At 38.6% G+C, this 17,511-nt stretch carries 14 protein-coding genes; 10 read left to right on the top strand and 4 right to left on the bottom strand.

Features of this window, described 5'->3' with window-relative positions; genetic code table 11:
• Positions 1-2: 2 nt before the first annotated feature.
• The gene (locus BEGALDRAFT_RS10670; protein WP_002689899.1) at positions 3-1,340 is read right to left on the bottom strand and encodes a DUF58 domain-containing protein; all 1,338 of its coding nucleotides are present in this window, start codon (positions 1,338-1,340) and stop codon (positions 3-5) included.
• On the opposite strand from BEGALDRAFT_RS10670, the gene BEGALDRAFT_RS18265 reads away from it, so the two are divergent.
• A complete protein-coding gene (locus BEGALDRAFT_RS18265; RefSeq protein WP_050978433.1) occupies positions 1,339-1,740 on the top strand; it encodes a gamma-glutamylcyclotransferase family protein in 402 nt (133 codons plus the stop codon). The genes BEGALDRAFT_RS10670 and BEGALDRAFT_RS18265 overlap by 2 nt on opposite strands.
• 99 nt (positions 1,741-1,839) lie before the next feature.
• Positions 1,840-4,080, top strand: coding sequence for a CHASE2 domain-containing protein (locus tag BEGALDRAFT_RS10660; protein ID WP_002689897.1), 2,241 nt, complete (start codon positions 1,840-1,842; stop codon positions 4,078-4,080).
• Positions 4,081-4,125: 45 nt separating this feature from the next.
• On the opposite strand, the gene BEGALDRAFT_RS10655 is transcribed toward BEGALDRAFT_RS10660, so the two are convergent.
• Both BEGALDRAFT_RS10655 and BEGALDRAFT_RS10650 read right to left on the bottom strand, forming a co-directional pair.
• Positions 4,126-4,566, bottom strand: coding sequence for a CopD family protein (locus tag BEGALDRAFT_RS10655; protein WP_002689896.1), 441 nt, complete (start codon positions 4,564-4,566; stop codon positions 4,126-4,128).
• Positions 4,567-5,128: 562 nt separating this feature from the next.
• Positions 5,129-5,362, bottom strand: coding sequence for a hypothetical protein (locus tag BEGALDRAFT_RS10650; protein ID WP_002689895.1), 234 nt, complete (start codon positions 5,360-5,362; stop codon positions 5,129-5,131).
• 321 nt (positions 5,363-5,683) lie between these two features.
• On the opposite strand from BEGALDRAFT_RS10650, the gene grxC reads away from it, so the two are divergent.
• From grxC to BEGALDRAFT_RS10620, 6 genes are all read left to right on the top strand, one after another.
• Entirely contained in the window at positions 5,684-5,941 is a 258-nt protein-coding gene (gene grxC / locus BEGALDRAFT_RS10645; RefSeq protein WP_002689894.1) for a glutaredoxin 3, read from the top strand.
• A gap of 470 nt (positions 5,942-6,411) precedes the next feature.
• Entirely contained in the window at positions 6,412-7,338 is a 927-nt protein-coding gene (locus BEGALDRAFT_RS10640; protein WP_002689893.1) for an OmpA family protein, read from the top strand.
• Between the two features lie 152 nt (positions 7,339-7,490).
• Positions 7,491-8,543 (top strand): dTDP-glucose 4,6-dehydratase, encoded by a 1,053-nt coding sequence (gene rfbB, locus BEGALDRAFT_RS10635; RefSeq protein ID WP_040295520.1) that lies wholly within the window; start codon positions 7,491-7,493, stop codon positions 8,541-8,543.
• Between the two features lie 52 nt (positions 8,544-8,595).
• Positions 8,596-9,471: a glucose-1-phosphate thymidylyltransferase RfbA gene (gene rfbA, locus BEGALDRAFT_RS10630; protein WP_040295519.1), complete on the top strand. Its 876-nt coding sequence runs from the start codon at positions 8,596-8,598 to the stop codon at positions 9,469-9,471.
• A 2-nt stretch (positions 9,472-9,473) separates the two neighbouring features.
• Positions 9,474-10,001, top strand: coding sequence for a dTDP-4-dehydrorhamnose 3,5-epimerase (rfbC, locus tag BEGALDRAFT_RS10625; RefSeq protein ID WP_002689890.1), 528 nt, complete (start codon positions 9,474-9,476; stop codon positions 9,999-10,001).
• Positions 10,002-10,574: 573 nt separating this feature from the next.
• Positions 10,575-10,913 carry a type II toxin-antitoxin system RelE/ParE family toxin gene (locus BEGALDRAFT_RS10620; RefSeq protein WP_002689888.1) on the top strand — a complete coding sequence of 113 codons (339 nt, stop codon included), beginning with the start codon at positions 10,575-10,577 and terminating at the stop codon, positions 10,911-10,913.
• On the opposite strand, the gene BEGALDRAFT_RS10615 is transcribed toward BEGALDRAFT_RS10620, so the two are convergent.
• Positions 10,910-11,233: a helix-turn-helix domain-containing protein gene (locus tag BEGALDRAFT_RS10615; RefSeq protein ID WP_002689886.1), complete on the bottom strand. Its 324-nt coding sequence runs from the start codon at positions 11,231-11,233 to the stop codon at positions 10,910-10,912. The genes BEGALDRAFT_RS10620 and BEGALDRAFT_RS10615 overlap by 4 nt on opposite strands.
• A 290-nt stretch (positions 11,234-11,523) precedes the next feature.
• Between BEGALDRAFT_RS10615 and BEGALDRAFT_RS10610 the strand changes: the two genes are divergently transcribed.
• Both BEGALDRAFT_RS10610 and BEGALDRAFT_RS10605 read left to right on the top strand, forming a co-directional pair.
• Entirely contained in the window at positions 11,524-13,914 is a 2,391-nt protein-coding gene (locus BEGALDRAFT_RS10610) for a CHAT domain-containing protein (RefSeq protein ID WP_002689884.1), read from the top strand.
• 272 nt (positions 13,915-14,186) lie between these two features.
• On the top strand, positions 14,187-17,387 hold the full coding sequence (locus tag BEGALDRAFT_RS10605; RefSeq protein ID WP_002689882.1) for an Eco57I restriction-modification methylase domain-containing protein: 3,201 nt from the start codon (positions 14,187-14,189) through the stop codon (positions 17,385-17,387).
• The last annotated feature ends 124 nt before the right edge of the window (positions 17,388-17,511 follow it).

Below are 17,511 nucleotides of genomic sequence, written 5' to 3'. Positions count from 1 at the left end.
TTTTAGCCCCCTAACGCCGCCAGTTCTGCTGCTAATTCAGCAATTAATAATACTTTCACTTGTGGAAAACGTTGTTTATCAATTTCTAAGGGCGTTTGACTGACAATGAGAATAAGTGCAGATAAGGGGAGCGATTGTAAAAACAGGGCTAATGCTTGTCGTTCTTCATCCCATTGCAACAGAATACAAATACATCCGCTGAGTGAGCTGATATGTTGTTTTATCAAGGGAAATAAGTGATTAATCCCTTTATCAGTACAAATATCAACACAGGCTAACGTTTCTAATAAATCACTGGTTTGTGCTAAACCGCGCCCGCTACTGAAATAATAGGTATTGAGTCCAACAAACATTAAATCTAAGAGCACTTCATGACTATGTGGTGCGCAAGCAATAGAGGCGGCAACACTGACCGCTGCTTCAAACACGGTTGAATGTGCGGCTGTTGTAAAAGTGTCTAAAATCAAGGCATGACGAACGTAATATTCATCTTGAAACTCTTTCACAATGGGTTTATTCAATTTCGCTAAACTTTTCCAATGTATATGGCGTAAAGGGTCGCCCGCTCGATATTCTCGTAACGCATAAAATTCTTCTGCATCACCAACAGACATGGCTAAATGCACGCCACCATGTTGATAACGTCTCGAACCTGATAGTTGTAATTCTCCAATAGGGTAACGTTTGGGCAAGACTAATAGCTTATCTGGACAACTCACTTTATAAATACTGTTAAAAATGCCTAATGGGTCAGAACGGGCAAAACTTGCTCCTGCAAAATGAATATATCCGCGACGTAATGGCAATAAACTGATTTCCGTTTGAATTTTACTGTAAGGCATTAATTTTTGTAGGGTAATGGGTGCTATACTCCCACCGCGATTTAATGCAATCAACCATGTCCAACGTGGATAACCGATATAGTTATCAAACCAATTTAATTTATCTTGATAGGGAATTGTCGTTGTTAAAAAAGTTTCAAAACTGGGCAATTTATCGTCGATATTTTCAAATAATTGTAATCCGATATAGGTTTTTGCACTCAGATTAGTGATGGTAACGCGATATTGTATGGTTTCCCCAACGGTTGCAAAGCGGGGCAAGTCGCGCTGTAACGTGAGTCGTAAGCGAATAAAGAAACTGAAAAGAGTGGCAAATAATAATAACGCTACAAGTAGTGAAAAGAACTGATAAGCGAGGGTTTGACGAGTATCTATACTAAAAACACTGGTCGCAACTAATGTTCCTAAGAGTAATAGTCCTGCTTGTGTGAAATGGCGACGTATCCAACGGTCGGTCTTGTACACAAAGCGAAAGTTATAAAAGAGAAATCGACGCATGAATCAAATAAACCGTTATTTAAAGCAGGATAATAAGAGTATGCACAATTTATTTGTGTATGGCACATTAAAACGCGGGCAAGTGAATCATTTTTTTTTAGCAGGTTTACCCAATAAATTTGCAAAAGCCCCTCATATCGTTTTGCATCATGGTAAGTCATATCCTTTTGCCCGTCGCGGAAAAGGCGTTACTTATGGCGAAGTGTATCGTGTGAGTAATCGTTTATTATCTAAAATCGACCAATTAGAGCGTCATCCTGATTTATTTTATCGTGAATTAACCAACGTTATCTTACTCCCGCAACGTATTACAGTGAGTGCTTGGATTTATTTACATCGACATGCACATCATCATCCAAAAATTTTAAAAGGATATTGGCAAAAATCCGTTTTTTTCTAATATTGGCAACTACGCTTCATATACAAGTACAAGCAAGCATTTAATTTTTGAAGCATCTCATATTACGTTATTACGTCTAAATAGAAGGTAATCAAAATCATGTCTCGTATGTTCTCCGCATTTAAACGCCATGCGTTAAGAAGTCTATTTAGTCTTTGTATCTTAGGCGTTTTCATTGCACATGCAACAGGTGCTATTCATTTAAATTTGTTAGAAGGTTTAGAATTAATGAGTTATGACGCACGGCTGCGGATGACAATGAGTCATCAAAAAATTGACGAAATCGTCATTGTTGATCTTGATGAAAAAAGTTTGCGCGAAGTCGGACGTTGGCCATGGAAGCGGGTTATTGTTTCAGAATTAATTAAGCAATTATTTGATAAATATGAAATTAAGTTATTAGGCGTTGACATCGTTTTTGCTGAACCCGATGAAAGCTCAGGCTTACCCGTCATGGAACAATTAGCCACAAATGAGTTAAAAGATATTCCTGCGTTTAAAACGGCATTAGAAAGCCTAAAACCCCGTTTAGATTATGACCAATTATTAGCAGACGGCTTAAATTTTCGCCGTGTTATTTTAGGATATAGCTTTGATTATCGGGCAGAAACAACGCAAGTCGGTTTATTACCGCCCCCCGTGTTTAATCAACAGGCAACGGCTGAAGCACAACAGCATTTTGGGATTCATTTATTAGAAGCAAGCGGATTTGTCGCCAATTTACCCCTGTTTCAAGACAATGTTATTTCTGCGGGGCATTTTAATGTGATTCCTGATAGTGATGGCATTGTGCGTCGCGTACCCATGTTGAATGCCTATAAAGGGGAATTATATGAGTCTTTAAGCCTTGCTATGGCGCGTGTTCTCTTAACAGAGCCATTTGTTGAATTTGGCACCGTGGAAAGTGGCGGGTATCACAGCGTTGAATTTATCCGTTTAGGCAAAACAAAAATTCCTGTTGATAGCTCCTTACGTACCTTAGTACCATTTCGCGGCGAACAAGGCATGTTTCCTTATATTTCAGCGGTAGATGTATTAACGGGTAAAGCTGACCCCGCCTTGTTAAAAGACAAAATAGTTTTTTTAGGAACGACCGCACAAGGTTTATTAGATTTGCGACCGACACCTGTCGCTAATGTATATCCAGGGGTAGAAATTCACGCGACTTTGTTGGCAGGCATTTTAGAAGGGAAAATTATGCAAGACCCTGCTTATGCTGATGCAATGGAAATCGTTTTATTGTTATTTATTGGCTTAGTCATGATTCTGATTTTACCGATTTTTAATCCATTGGTTGCCATGCTTGGCACAGTATTAGTCATTATGTTTATGTTTTGGCTTAATATTAGAATTTTGGAGGAGCTACACTTAATTTTCCCACTCGCTTCAGCATTACTGCTCATGCTTTCCCTCTTTTTATTTAACATGAGTTACGGCTATTTAGTGGAAACACGGCGTAAGAAACAACTGGCGCACCGTTTTGGTGAATATGTTCCACCGGCGCTTGTTGATGAAATGAGCAAAAACCCCAGCTTTAATATTTCCATGGAAAGTGAAAGCCGTGAAATGACGGTTTTATTCTCAGATGTGCGCGGATTCACAACCATTTCAGAAGGGCTTACCCCTAAAGATTTATCTATTCTCATGAATGCGTATTTAAGCCCGATGACCGAAATTATTCACCAACATCGTGGCACTATCGATAAATACATGGGCGATGCCATCATGGCATTCTGGGGCGCGCCTTTAGAAGACCCACACCACGCAAGCCATGCCATCACCACAGGCTTAAAAATGCTCCAACGACTAGAAGAAATTCAATCCGATTTTCAAAAACGTGGCTGGCCACCCATTAAAATTGGTATCGGCTTAAGTACGGGGATGATGAGCGTGGGTAACATGGGTTCTACTTTCCGTATGGCATATACCGTATTGGGGGATACGGTCAATTTAGGCTCACGTTTAGAAGGGATTACAAAACAATACGGTGTCAGTTTTGTCGTCAGCGAAAATACATGCCATGCCGCACCCGAATATCTTTATCGTGAATTAGACTATGTGCGTGTCAAAGGTAAAGATAAACCTGTCGCTATTTTTGAGCCAATTTGCTTAAAAACAGAGTCCTCAGAATCACTGATTTGTGAACTTGATTTACATAAACAAGCATTAAGCGAATATCGACAACAACAATGGGCAACCGCACAAGCATCTTTTACAAAACTTGCCACGCAATATCCAGAACGTAAACTGTATAGTATTTATTTAGACCGTATTGCCTATTTCCAAGCCAATCAACCCAGCGAAACATGGGACGGGGTTTATACCTTTACGACAAAATAAACACTTTAATCTGAATCAGGATTTAACACCCTGATTCAGAAAAATTTAAAACGGTTTTACAATCACTAAAATGCAAATTGCAATCAGTAATAAGACAGGCACTTCATTAAACCAACGGTAAAAAACATGACTATATTGATTATGATTATGTTTAAACAACTGTAAATAGTGCCAACAAAACCCGTGATAAATAACCAGTAATAGCACTAAAAACAATTTAGCGTGCAACCATCCCATATAAGATGCTTTATTCATTAAGGCATCAAACCAGCCATACCCAAATAATAACCAAAGACCTAATGCTATCGTGATAATGCCTGCTGGTGTCATAATGCCGTAAAACAGCTTACGCTCCATCACTTTAAACCGTTCGTGACTGATTTCATCTTGCGTCATGGCGTGATACACAAAAAGACGAGGCAAGTAAAACAAACCCGCAAACCATGAAACCATAAAAACAACATGAAAAGCTTTAATCCACAACATAAGCATCCATCTTGATGAATTAAATAAAAGAAGATAAAAGTGCTTTACACGCACTGCCCTATATTCACCGCTTAGAATGAACAATACGCTGTGTTATACCACATAAAATGTCATTCATGAGTTTAATCGGTTTAAACTTGCCGCTTATCTTTAACTCGCTATTATTTCAACAAAATAAAGCAGTAGAATAAAAACGCACACTTAAACACACGCTTCTTGTTAGACGATACAAAATAAAAAACCCTGAGTTTTGCGAGTTTTATAAAATAAAACAGAGACCTGCTAGGTTTTGAAAACCTAGCAGGTCTTTTTTTGTCTGAATCAGGATTTTCAGGATTAAACACTGTCTGAATCAGAATTCACAGAATTTTCAGAATTAAAAACAATTAAAAACATAATTTTTTATCCTTTTAATTTTCTTGTCTTTTTAATCCTGAAAATCCTGATTCAGACAAACTGTTGTCTTTTTAAAAGAAACTCGCCGAACTCAGGTTAAAAAAGGTAGATACAATTTGCATCTACCTTTTTTCTCATGAAAGAGAAGAATTGAAAAATTTTACAATTAATGTAAATATTCAATAACTTGAGGTATCCAAAAAACTTCGCCATTGACGCGCATTCCAAATTCGCGCCCTTTATCGGTAACGATTTCCTGTAATTTGCCTGACTCATCTCGGCAATTGCTCAATAAACCTTCCACTTTTAACACGGCTCGCATCGTCAAATGCGGCTTGCCTACTTTTTGAGCTAACTCAGATAAGCTTAACAAAGGCTTGTTGCGTTTAGTTTGCATCATACGAACCTCCACAACGGATCAATAAAAACGCTTAAGAAATAGTATAGCGAATTTTTGTTGCAGTGCAACATTTATAAGCGTAAATACTTATCAAATAAATGATGAATATTATTAATGTATCGGATGATAATTATGCAACTCACCATTGACGCTTGATTAACGCTAATCCGCTAAAATCCCATAAAAACGCTTGCAATCTGCTACAGAGATGTCTAACCTTGAACGCAAAACCACCTTACCATACAACATGTAACGATTTTATTAACAAGCAATTTTCTATTAGTATTTATGATTTTATGATTTATTGTGGAGCGACAAAAAATGCCCGCTGTTCGCATGTATAGCACCCGCATTTGTCCTTACTGTGTGATGGCAGAGCGTTTGTTAAATCAAAAAGGGGTGCAAGTTGAAAAGGTTCTTATTGACCATGACCGTGAGCAAATGCAAAAAATGATAGAGCTCACAGGACGGCGTACAGTCCCACAAATATTTATTGGGGATTATCACGTTGGTGGTTATGATGATTTGGTCGAATTAGATGTCGATGGTAAATTAGACACACTATTGAGTGTCGATTAAAACACGATTACACACCTACCGTTACCCAACTTTTCACGCTCAATAACGCAACTATTTCTATTTATTTCTTACCCTGTGTCTTATCATGGTGAGAATAATAGCTTTTGTTAATGCTAGACTCTATACTAGCTTGTTGTTAGAATTCCACATGTTGTAATATCTACTGTTAGTGTAGCGAGAAAGTCATACTAAAGTGCGCAAAATTACAACAACCCTTTGCCTAAGCAGTTGTTTTTAGCAATGGCTGAATCAATTGTAGAAAGCATGACACACAAAATCACGGGCGCGCCGTCTGGTTGTGTTGTTTAATTGCTACAACAAACTGTCTTGTAAAGTTGCTATCTTGAGTAGGCTGACTTCGCATCACAGTGAGAAATACTGGCTGATTCAATGAAATAGTCTGGTGGTGTTTGGTTGCTCAATGTTTTTTTATATTTTTTGTTATCTCGTAACAGTAAGGGAAATTATCCATGGTAGATATCTCTGCTCGTAAAGTCTTAGTCGGAATGGTAGCAGGGGCGTTATTGTCCTCCGCTTTTTCCACACAAGCCGCTGAAGATGAAAGAACCTATCGCTTAATGAGTGGTCAAGGTACACCTGTTATGTCAGGGACTGGGGATTGCGTTATTACGCCCCAATCACCCAATATACCTAACCTCAATGCGAAAGAATGCGGTGACAAACTGCAATCCACCCAATGTCCGCACCTGTACATCTATCCTGGTACAGCCACATTAGTGGTAGAAAATCTGACCCCTGAACAAAAATCCAAAGGGGTTGATGAAAAAGGATGTCCTTTAGATACAGACCGCGATACTGTACCTGATTTCATGGACTTATGTCCTACCAATACCTCCGCCGAAATTTCCGCAGGGGTTTGGGGCGATGCCAAAAATCCTCCTCAAGAACAAGGGGATAAAATTGGTTGTCCTATCGACAGTGACCATGATGGTGTGCCAGATTACCGCGACAAATGCCCAGGTACTCCCCGTGGTACTTCTGTTGACGCAGATGGATGCCCAGCCGTCTCTGGTAAGACTGTTGAAATCTTAGGCGGTGATGTCACATTCGCCTTCAATAAAGCTGACTTAACCGCACAAGGTAAAGCCACTTTAGATAAGATTGCTGCTAACATCATTAAAGACATTGACTACGTCTATGACGTACATGTCACGGGTCACACTGACAGCGTTGGCTCTGAAAAATACAACCAAACCTTATCTGAACGCCGTGCGAAATCTGCGGCTGATTACTTAATTAGCAAAGGCGTACCTGCTAATAAAGTCATCATGAAAGGTGAAGGCGAACTCAAACCTATCGCTGACAACAAGACAGCAGAAGGTCGTGCTAAAAACCGTCGTGTGGAAATCGAAATCAGAACCACACACGCAAAATAAGCTAGGCTGATAATGTCTTACCAGTAATAGCTGGTACTATGCGATGTTCTCATCAGAGGGCATCGCATTTTTTATTGATAGCACACCGCAACTAGATGGCTTTTTTAAGGGTTGATGGCTGGCTGGTTGCGCCCCAATCACAAGGCAAATACATGAAACTCATCATAACAGGCGGTGCAGGCTTCATCGGCTCTGCGGTTATTCGTCATCTGATTCAAAACACCCAACACGCTGTTTTAAACCTTGATAAACTCACCTACGCAGGCAATTTAGAGTCACTCACCAGCGTTGCAAATAATCCCCGCTATCGCTTTGCACAACTAGACATTGGCGATAAAACCAGCGTACAAACCCTGCTAATGGACTATCAACCCGATGCCATTATGCACCTTGCCGCAGAATCCCATGTTGACCGCTCGATTGATGGTCCTGCTGATTTTATTCAAACCAATATTGTTGGCACTTACAGCCTACTAGAAGCCACCCGCCAATACTGGTTAAGCCTAGACAGCGAGAAAAAAGCCCATTTTCGCTTTCACCACGTTTCCACCGACGAAGTTTATGGCAGTTTAGGCACAGACGGTTTATTTACCGAAACCACCGCCTATCAACCCAATTCCCCCTATTCCGCCAGCAAAGCCTCCTCCGATATGCTCGTGCGAGCATGGCATCACACCTACGGCTTGCCCGTCGTGACAACCAACTGCTCCAACAACTACGGCGCGTATCAATTCCCTGAAAAACTCATCCCCTTAATGATACTCAATGCCCTAGAAGGCAAAGCCCTACCCGTTTACGGCAAAGGCGAAAACATCCGCGACTGGCTCTATGTTGACGACCACGCACGCGCCCTCTGCCTCGTCCTTACCGAGGGCAAAATCGGCGAAACCTACAACATTGGCGGACATAACGAACAAAAAAATATCGACGTTGTTCACATGATTTGCGACTTACTAGACGAATTACGCCCCAATTCCCCGCATAAACCCCATAAACAACTGATTAAATACGTTACCGACAGACCAGGTCACGACCTGCGCTACGCCATTGATGCCAACAAAATTAAAAACGAACTGGGCTGGATACCTGAAGAAACCTTTGAAACAGGACTACGCAAAACCGTGCAATGGTACTTAGACAATCCTAATTGGTGGCAACGAGTCCGCGACGGAAGCTATCGTGGTGAACGCCTAGGACTTGGTTAAATCTGCTAAAATGCGCGTATTTCATACCGCAACAGAAGACATAACAAAGATGATGAAAGGTATTATTCTCGCGGGCGGGTCTGGTACACGCTTACACCCCATTACCCAAGCTGTCTCTAAACAGCTCCTCCCCATTTACGACAAACCGATGGTTTATTACCCGCTAACCACCCTCATGCTAGCGGGCATCCGTGACATACTACTGATATCCACCCCCCAAGACACACCCCGCTTTGAACAACTACTAAGCGATGGCACACAATGGGGGATTCAAATCCGTTACGCCGTGCAACCCTCACCCGATGGGCTTGCACAAGCCTTTATTATCGGCAAAGACTTTATTGGACAAGATAGCTGTGCGCTCGTATTAGGCGATAACATTTTTTACGGACACGATTTTCAAAAACAAATTGCCAATGCCGCGACCAATAACCAAGGTGCGACCGTGTTTGCCTACCCCGTCCACGACCCCGAACGCTACGGCGTGGTTGAATTTGACAAACAAGGCAACGCCATCAGCCTAGAAGAAAAGCCCAAACAACCTAAATCCCGCTATGCCGTCACAGGTCTATATTTTTACGACAACCAAGTTGTCGACATCGCTAAAAATCTCAAGCCCTCCCCACGTGGAGAATTAGAAATTACCGATGTCAACAACCTCTATTTACAACGGAAATGCCTAAAAGTGGAACGTTTCGGACGGGGCATGGCATGGCTAGATACAGGCACACACGAATCACTGCTAGAAGCAGCAACCTTCGTACAAACCCTAGAAAAACGTCAAGGCTTAAAAATCGCCTGTCCTGAAGAAATCGCATGGCGTAAAGGCTATATCAGTGCGGAACAACTCGCCGAACTCGCAAAACCCCTGAGTAAGAGCAGTTACGGACAATATTTAAATTTCATCCTACAACACGAAATTGCCTAATTATGAAAGTCACTCCGACCGCTATCCCAGAAGTGTTACTGATAGAACCGCGTGTTTTTGGCGATGAACGCGGCTTTTTTTTAGAAAGTTACAACGAACAACGCTACATCGACGCAGGTTTAAACGTGCGTTTTGTCCAAGATAATCACTCCCATTCAGCTAAAAACGTCTTACGTGGGCTACATTTTCAACGCAAACACCCACAAGGTAAACTCGTTTACGTCACCAAAGGCATTGTTTTTGATGTCGCTGTCGATATTCGCAAAGACTCTCCCACCTATAAAAAATGGGTAGGCGCGATTTTAACCGCTGACAATCACCATCAATTTTACGTCCCCGCAGGCTTTGCGCACGGCTTTTGCGTCCTTTCCGACACTGCTGATTTTCACTACAAATGCACGGACTACTACCATCCCGAAGATGAAGGCAGTTTACGCTGGGATGACCCTGAAATTGGCATTCTATGGCCTATCAGTAAACCAACTTTATCCGCAAAAGATGCGGACGCGCCATATTTGAGTGGGTTATAAATCGTTTTAGCGTCATAACCTGAGTTCGGCGAGATTGTTTAAAAAATAAGCATTTGCTCGTTACCAAGTTTCACTTGGTAATGCCTACTCGCCAAGCTCTGCTTGGCTTGTACTTGAACGCTTCAATCTTAAGTTTGCTTGTATTCGGCAAGCGGAGCTTGCAAGGCAGGCATTACCAAGCAGAGCTTTGTAACGAGCAATTTTCAGAATTAAAAAAACAGGAAAATTAAAAGAATAAAAAAATTATGTTTTTAATTGTTTTTAATTCTGCTAATTCTGAAAATTCTGTGAATTCTGATTCAGACAAAAAAAGACCTGCTAGGTTTTCAAAACCTAGCAGGTCTGTCGGAACACGCAAAAAGGGTTGACCAAACAAGATTAAAACATTGTTTGAGTCAAGATAGATTGATAGGATTTAAATCCCTCAAACAAAAAAACTAACGTGAATGACTCTTTTAAATCCTGCTAATCTTGATTCAGACAAACGCTTGTCTTTTTAACAGAAACTCGCAGAACTCAGGTTGTTTTACATAAAGTTAAGAGAAAACAACTCTCTCGTCGAGAAGGTTTAAAATGAGCAAAAAATTTGCATTTGTCAGTGATGCGGCTGAAAAAGAATACAAAGATTTGCCCGCAGAAATTCAAGATGAATTCGGCAAGGATTTAAGAAAAATTCAATTTGGTCAAGCACCTGTACTGCCTATCAAATACCTAGACAGCGTGGGGCAGGGCGTGATTGAATTAAAAAAGAATGGTCGTCCTGCTTATCGCTGCGTTTATGTAACAAAATATTTGGATTCGGTCATCGTGTTACATGCCTTCACCAAAACCACCAATGGTGTTGATAGGCAGGCTATGAAAGTTGCAGAACAATGCTTAAAAGACTTATTGGCAGAATTAAGAGGAAATTAAATCTTAGCAGGCTGTTTCGCTTTTTTGATGACCATCGTAGCCTTCTGTTGCGATGGCATAGACCAACTAACTTTAAAACCCAACTTATCCAACATATCGAACATTGCATCGATAGTGAACTTTTCAATTTTTGAGTTCATTAAATCTGATATGCGAGATTGCTTCACGCCCAATTTTTCAGCCGCTTCGGCTTGTGTCCACTTTTGCTTTTCAATTAAGTCCATGAGCATGATGGACAAGTCCATTTTTATGACCATTTTGTTCGCGGTTTCTTCATCATGCGTGACATGAAATGGGCTATCGTAAAATATTAGTGCCATGATAATTACTTTCTCTGTAACTAACTATATATAAGTTAAATATGAGCATTGTCATCGCTCATATTTATATAAAATTTTATATAAAAGTACACTGTATCATATCAATATACAAGTCGTTTCATTTTTCTAGGTGAAAATTTTGATATATAGTAAACGCACTATAAAACGATTTAAATTTAACCTGATCTCGGCGATATTTCATAAATAAAACAGTTGATTGCTCGTTACGAAGCAGAGCTTGGTAACGAGTAAAATTTAGATTGCCATCAATTACCGATGAGTCATTGCCTATGTTTACCTTCTTACTTCTTTTCACAATTACATTCAGCCCTTTAAATGCAGGACAACAGGCTTACCAACAAGGAGACTATGAAACCGCGATTCGACAATGGCAACTCGCTTTAACCACCACAAATAAACACGAATTTATCGAAATAACCCTGCAAATTGCAAAAGCCTATCGTCAATTAGGCGGATATCAGCAAGCAACTAACTTACTAGATAATACAATTACCCCGCTGAGTGAATTAGATGATATTCCACTAAAAATAAAATTTTATAATGAATTTAGTAAGCTATATTCTGCAAAAGATAAAGAAGCGATTGGCAAAGCGGAACTTTACAATGAACAAGCCTTAGAACTTGCTCGTCAATATACGGATTCGCTGTTATTAGCAGAAGTGTTAAATCAAACGGCGAATATTGCCAGTATGAATTTAGATTATGAAACTGCATTAAAAACCTATGCAGAAGCAGTGGCGGTATTAAATCAGTATCCTAATAATCCATTAACGAATGAAATCAAAGCAAAAATTCTAATCAATCAAGCACAGCGACAGTTTTTACTCGATAAAGACAATGTAATCAGTGATGAACTTAAAGAAACGCAATTTGCAAGTAGCATACAAGCCTTAGAACAAGCTCTCCCAAATGTACATGATTGGACAGATATTTATAGCGAAGTCTTTGCAAAGATTACGTTAGGTAAATTAGCACAATCTCTGTTTGAAACTTTACCAACAACCGCCCCGCAACGTCCGCGCCTTTATCAACAAGCCTATCAACTGCTTTATCAAGCACAACAAATGTCTAACCCATTGAATGCACAAGCACAATCTTATGCACAAGGCAGTTTAGGCGAACTTTATCAAGCCGTTGGACAATATGAAGATGCAACGCAATTGATACGGCAAGCGGTTTTTCATGCGCAAACAACACAGGAAAAAACTTTAATTTATAAATGGTTGTGGCGATTAGGGCAACTGCTCCGCCAACAAAATAATTTACCTGAAGCCATTGCCGTTTATCGTCAAGCCATTAATACCTTTACACCGATTCAACAACAAATTGCTACTAAAGGCTATTGTGCAATTACGGAAAATATTCGCGCCCAAGTCGCAACGGTTTACTTTGAATTGGCTGATTTATTGTTACAGCAAGCCAAACAAAGCACAGGACAGCAACAACAATATTATTTAAGCGAAGCACGCCAAGCCGTAGAAACTTATAAAAATTTTGAGTTACAAGATTATTATCAAGACAATTGTATTACGCAACATGCTGAATGTACCTCGGCTGACCAATTGATTGATGCACATACTGCCATTTTGTACTTAATCCCTTTGCCAGAACGTTTAGAACTCTTACTCACTACTGCAACAGGCATTCATCAAGCAACCATTGCGGTTGATGAAAAAACATTGAAAAATAGTATTTTAGGCTTCTCTAGTCCACTGCGTGACCAGCCCAGTGCAGAGCGTCGCACCCGTGCGACTCAGCCAGACCTAGAAACCGTGCAATGCAATCCATTACGCCACACTCACCCAGATACACCTATTTTATTGCCTAACCAGAATTTTTTTACGCACGCACAACAGCTTTATGATTGGCTGATTAACCCTTTTTTACCGCAATTACAAGATATTGAAACATTAGTGATTATCCCAGAAGGATTGTTGCGGACAGTGCCTTTTGCCGCGCTACATGATGGTCAGCATTATTTAATTGAACGTTTCGCGCTCGCAATAACCCCCAGTCTATGCTTGAATGCCTCAACGCCACCGCATAAGAACTATAAAATGTTACTCAGCGGTTTATCTGAATCTGTGCAAAACTTTTCTGCGTTACCCTGTGCACGCTATGAAGTAGAAACTTTAAAGCAAACTTATCCTGATGCAACTTTATTATTAAATAAAGACTTTATTTATCCTAAATTAAGTCAAATTCTTAATTTGGGCGATTTCTCCATTGTGCATATTGCCTCGCATGGACAATTCAGTAGTAACGTACATAAAACCTTTGTCTTGAGTTACGAAGAGAAATTAAATTTAAATCGTTTGAGTGAGTTAATGATTTTAGCCCGTGTCAAAGATAATCCATTAGAGCTATTAACCCTCAGTGCTTGTGAAACAGGACTGAGTGATGACCGTGCGGCGTTAGGATTGGCGGGGGTTGCTTTAAAAGCGGGGGTAAAAAGTGCGGTAGCGACATTGTGGAAAGTAGATGATGAAGCAACCCCTTTAGTGTTATTAGAATTTTACGCCCAATTGCAACAAGCTAAATTGTCTAAAGCCAAAGCCTTACAAATGGCGCAAAAACGCTTATTAAGCGATGAGCAATATAGAGATTATCGCCACCCTTATTATTGGGCCGCATTTTTATTGATTGGGAACTGGTTGTAATCAGTTAATTTCAGGACTGGCAGAGATTATTCTCTTTTTTTTCATCAGGATTCACCAGACAAAATTAAAACATTGTCTGAATCAGAATTTTCAGAATTAACAGAATTTAAACCCCTTAAACCAAGAAATTAATGCGAATCACGCTTTTTAATTCTGTTAATTCTGAAAATTCTGTGAATTCTGATTCAGACAAAAAAAGACCTGCTAAGTTTTGAATCTCTCAGAATTGAGATTAATATACCATACCACCCTTAACCCATTAAGTTTTCAACATGTTCCAAAAAAGCATTTTAAATCGTTATCTAAACCAATTAGATACAACAAGAATTACAAAAGCCTATCAACAATTTACTGCCTACTTTCACGATAAAGAACGGCAAAATAATATTCGTTTGGCAAAAGAAGAACAGTTTCAAGAAGGTTTCTTAAATGCCTTATTTGTGCAAATTTTAGGTTATCGCTTAAATCCTGAACCTCATTACACACTCACAACTGAATTTAAAAATCAAAAAAATACCAAAAAAGCCGACGGCGCGATTTTAAAAAATCAACACGTGATTGCCGTGATTGAACTAAAAGGCACAAAACAACAAGATTTAAATAAAATTGAAGCGCAAGCCTTTCAATACAAAAATAATCAAACACAATGCCGTTATGTCATTATTTCTAATTTTGAAAAACTCCGTTTATATATTGATACAGCACTAACATTTATCGAATGGGATTTATTCACCCTTTCAGAAACCGATTTTAAATTGTTGTGGCTATTGCTCCAGCAAGAAAATTTGTTTACGGATATGCCTGCAAATTTAAAAGCAGAATCTTTAATCCAAGAAGAAGAAATTAGTAAGATTTTTTATCAACAATATGCAAATTTTAGAAAAGAACTTTTTCAAAGTCTCACTGCTTGCAATCCCACTGTAGATAAACTCCTGCTATTTAAGAAAACGCAAAAACTCCTAGACCGTTTTCTATTTCTACTGTTTGCCGAAGATAAATTACTAATTCCCGCGAATACCGTTTTAAGCCTTTTAAATCAATGGCAAGCGGATAAAAAGAATATTTTTGTCGATAAATTGCCTTTGTATGATTATTTTAAGAAATATTTTTATTATTTAGATATTGGCTTAAATAATGAGAAATTTCCGATTTTCGCCTATAACGGCGGTTTATTTGCAACCGATGCGTTATTAGACACGCTACAAATTGATGATGCTGTTTTATTTCAAGGCTGTCAGGCTTTATTGCAGTACGACTATGAAAGCGATATTGATGTCAATATCTTAGGGCATATCTTTGAACACAGTTTAAAAGAACTTGAAGAATTATCGTTACAACAACTTGATAACGATATTCTGGCGCAGAAAACGAAGAAAAGTAGTAAACGCAAAAAAGACGGTATTTTTTATACACCGCCCTATATTACGCAATACATTGTGAATCAAACCTTAGGCGTTTTATGTCGAGAACAGAAACTTTTATTAAATTTAGAAGAAAGTGATTATTTTTTTAGAAAAGCGAATAAAGCAAATAATGCAGAAATTAAGGATTTATTAGATAAACTGCATCAATATCAACAATGGTTATTTGCATTAACCATTCTCGACCCCGCGTGTGGTAGTGGCGCATTTTTAAATGAAGCATTACGTTTTTTAATCAATGAGCATCAATGGCTTAATTCGTTAGAAGCGAAATTAACAGGCTCTACAATAGTGTTTGATTTAGAAAATTCTATTTTAGAAAATAATTTATTTGGTGTGGATATTAACGAGGAAAGCGTTGAAATTGCAAAACTTTCTTTATGGTTAAGAACCGCAAAGCCTCAGCGTAAATTAACCGCGTTAAATAATAATATTCGCTGTGGTAATTCTTTGATTGATTCTCAAGCGGTTGCAGGTGAATTAGCCTTTAATTGGCAAGCGGCTTTTCCGCAAGTTTTCGCAAAAGGGGGATTCGATATCATTATTGGGAATCCGCCGTATGTGCGTTTACAAGGGTTAAAAGCCAATTATGAGCAAGAAACTCATTATTATGTCAGTAACTATCAATCAGCAACTGCAAATTATGATATTTATGTGTTGTTTATGGAAAAGGCTTTTAGCTTATTAAAATCAACAGGGCGATTAAGTTTTATTCTACCGCATAAATTTTTAATTTCTGAATTTGGTGAAGGAATTCGTGATTTTTTAGTGAAATATCAAGCTGTCGAACAATTATTGCATTTTGGTTCTGAAATTGTTTTTGAAGAGGCAAGCACTTACACTTGTATTGTTACTTTATCGCATCATAACGATTCACTGGCTTTTAAACATCTTAAACCGCAAGCGATTAGTTATTTAAATTTGCAAGCGGAAGTATTTGAAAAAGTGCCTTATTCAGCCTTATCTAAAGATAAATGGCATTTAACCTCTGATTTAACCGCGCAAATTCTCAATAAGTTAAAACAACAACCTTTAACGGTTAAAACTGTTTTTGCAAAAATATTTCAAGGAATTGCAACCAGTGCAGACGACATTTATTTAATTCAAGGTGCGCAACAAGGAGATTTTGTTACAGGTTTTTCTAAAGCCTTAGATAAAACAGTGACAATTGAACGCGCTTTATTGAAACCTTTACTAAAAGGTGAGGACATTAGCCGTTACGGTTATCTACAAAATCGTTATTTTGTAATTTTTCCTTATTTATTAGCGGGCAATGAAGCAACTGCGATGACGGAGGAATATATTAAAACGCATTTTCCTAAAGGTTATGTTTATTTGAAAGAAAATGAAACCACGTTAAGAAGTCGTGAAAATGGCAAAATGGATAAAGAAGGCTGGTTTTTATATATTTATCCTAAAAATCTAAATTTAATAGATAAGACAAAATTAGTTGTACCCGATATTACGCTAGGTATTCAAATTACTGTAGATAACACAGGATATTGCGTTAAAAATGGCGGTTATGGTTTAGTTATCAGTGATGACTATAAAAGCCATCAGCTTTTTTATTTAGGGATTTTAAACTCATCGCTTTTATGGTTTTTTCTTAAAAATACAGGGACAGAATTGCGGGGGGGGTATTTTAGATTTAACACGAAATATATAGAACCTTTCCCATTACCTGATTGTGCGGATTCTGTCACAGAAGCATTTTTTATTGAGAAAGTCAGCAAACTTTTAAACGATAATCAGCGTTTAACCCAATTAAAAACGGATTTTTCTGATTATGTAACTGTTGTTTTAAAAGTGTCGTCGCTTTCAAAAGCTTTGCAAAATCCTGAGAAATTGAGTTTTGAACAATTAACGCTTGAATTGGAAAAGAAAAAGGTTGTTTTAGCCGATTTAGCTATTTTTAAAATGTTAAAACAATTACATGCGGATATGCTGGCTTTAAAAACAGAGATAGTGCAGACCGAACAAGTTGTAAATGAAAAAGTGTATTTGTTGTATCAATTAACGCCTGAGGAAATACAGCATATTGAGTCTAATTAACGCGAGTACGGCAAGATTCTTTTAAAAAGACAAGAGCTTGAATGTTGTAGGGTGGAATAGCGTAGCGTATTCCACCTTGAAATTCTGCAAAAACTGAGCAAAAAAAGATTATAAATCGTATGGT

The organism is Beggiatoa alba B18LD (assembly GCF_000245015.1).
Lineage (GTDB): Bacteria > Pseudomonadota > Gammaproteobacteria > Beggiatoales > Beggiatoaceae > Beggiatoa > Beggiatoa alba.
Note: the sequence above shows the minus strand (reverse complement) of the source record. Positions and strands in the feature narration are given on the sequence as shown.

Bases quoted from the DNA above. Each gene is read 5' to 3' on its own strand.
- BEGALDRAFT_RS10655 (WP_002689896.1), bottom strand. From the start codon at position 4,566: ATGTTGTGGATTAAAGCTTTTCATGTTGTTTTTATGGTTTCATGGTTT.
- BEGALDRAFT_RS10670 (WP_002689899.1), bottom strand. From the start codon at position 1,340: ATGCGTCGATTTCTCTTTTATAACTTTCGCTTTGTGTACAAGACCGAC.
- rfbA (WP_040295519.1), top strand. From the start codon at position 8,596: ATGAAAGGTATTATTCTCGCGGGCGGGTCTGGTACACGCTTACACCCC.
- BEGALDRAFT_RS10615 (WP_002689886.1), bottom strand. From the start codon at position 11,233: ATGGCACTAATATTTTACGATAGCCCATTTCATGTCACGCATGATGAA.
- BEGALDRAFT_RS10660 (WP_002689897.1), top strand. From the start codon at position 1,840: ATGTCTCGTATGTTCTCCGCATTTAAACGCCATGCGTTAAGAAGTCTA.
- BEGALDRAFT_RS10640 (WP_002689893.1), top strand. From the start codon at position 6,412: ATGGTAGATATCTCTGCTCGTAAAGTCTTAGTCGGAATGGTAGCAGGG.
- BEGALDRAFT_RS10650 (WP_002689895.1), bottom strand. From the start codon at position 5,362: ATGATGCAAACTAAACGCAACAAGCCTTTGTTAAGCTTATCTGAGTTA.
- grxC (WP_002689894.1), top strand. From the start codon at position 5,684: ATGCCCGCTGTTCGCATGTATAGCACCCGCATTTGTCCTTACTGTGTG.
- BEGALDRAFT_RS10605 (WP_002689882.1), top strand. From the start codon at position 14,187: ATGTTCCAAAAAAGCATTTTAAATCGTTATCTAAACCAATTAGATACA.
- rfbC (WP_002689890.1), top strand. From the start codon at position 9,474: ATGAAAGTCACTCCGACCGCTATCCCAGAAGTGTTACTGATAGAACCG.
- BEGALDRAFT_RS18265 (WP_050978433.1), top strand. From the start codon at position 1,339: ATGAATCAAATAAACCGTTATTTAAAGCAGGATAATAAGAGTATGCAC.
- BEGALDRAFT_RS10610 (WP_002689884.1), top strand. From the start codon at position 11,524: ATGTTTACCTTCTTACTTCTTTTCACAATTACATTCAGCCCTTTAAAT.
- BEGALDRAFT_RS10620 (WP_002689888.1), top strand. From the start codon at position 10,575: ATGAGCAAAAAATTTGCATTTGTCAGTGATGCGGCTGAAAAAGAATAC.
- rfbB (WP_040295520.1), top strand. From the start codon at position 7,491: ATGAAACTCATCATAACAGGCGGTGCAGGCTTCATCGGCTCTGCGGTT.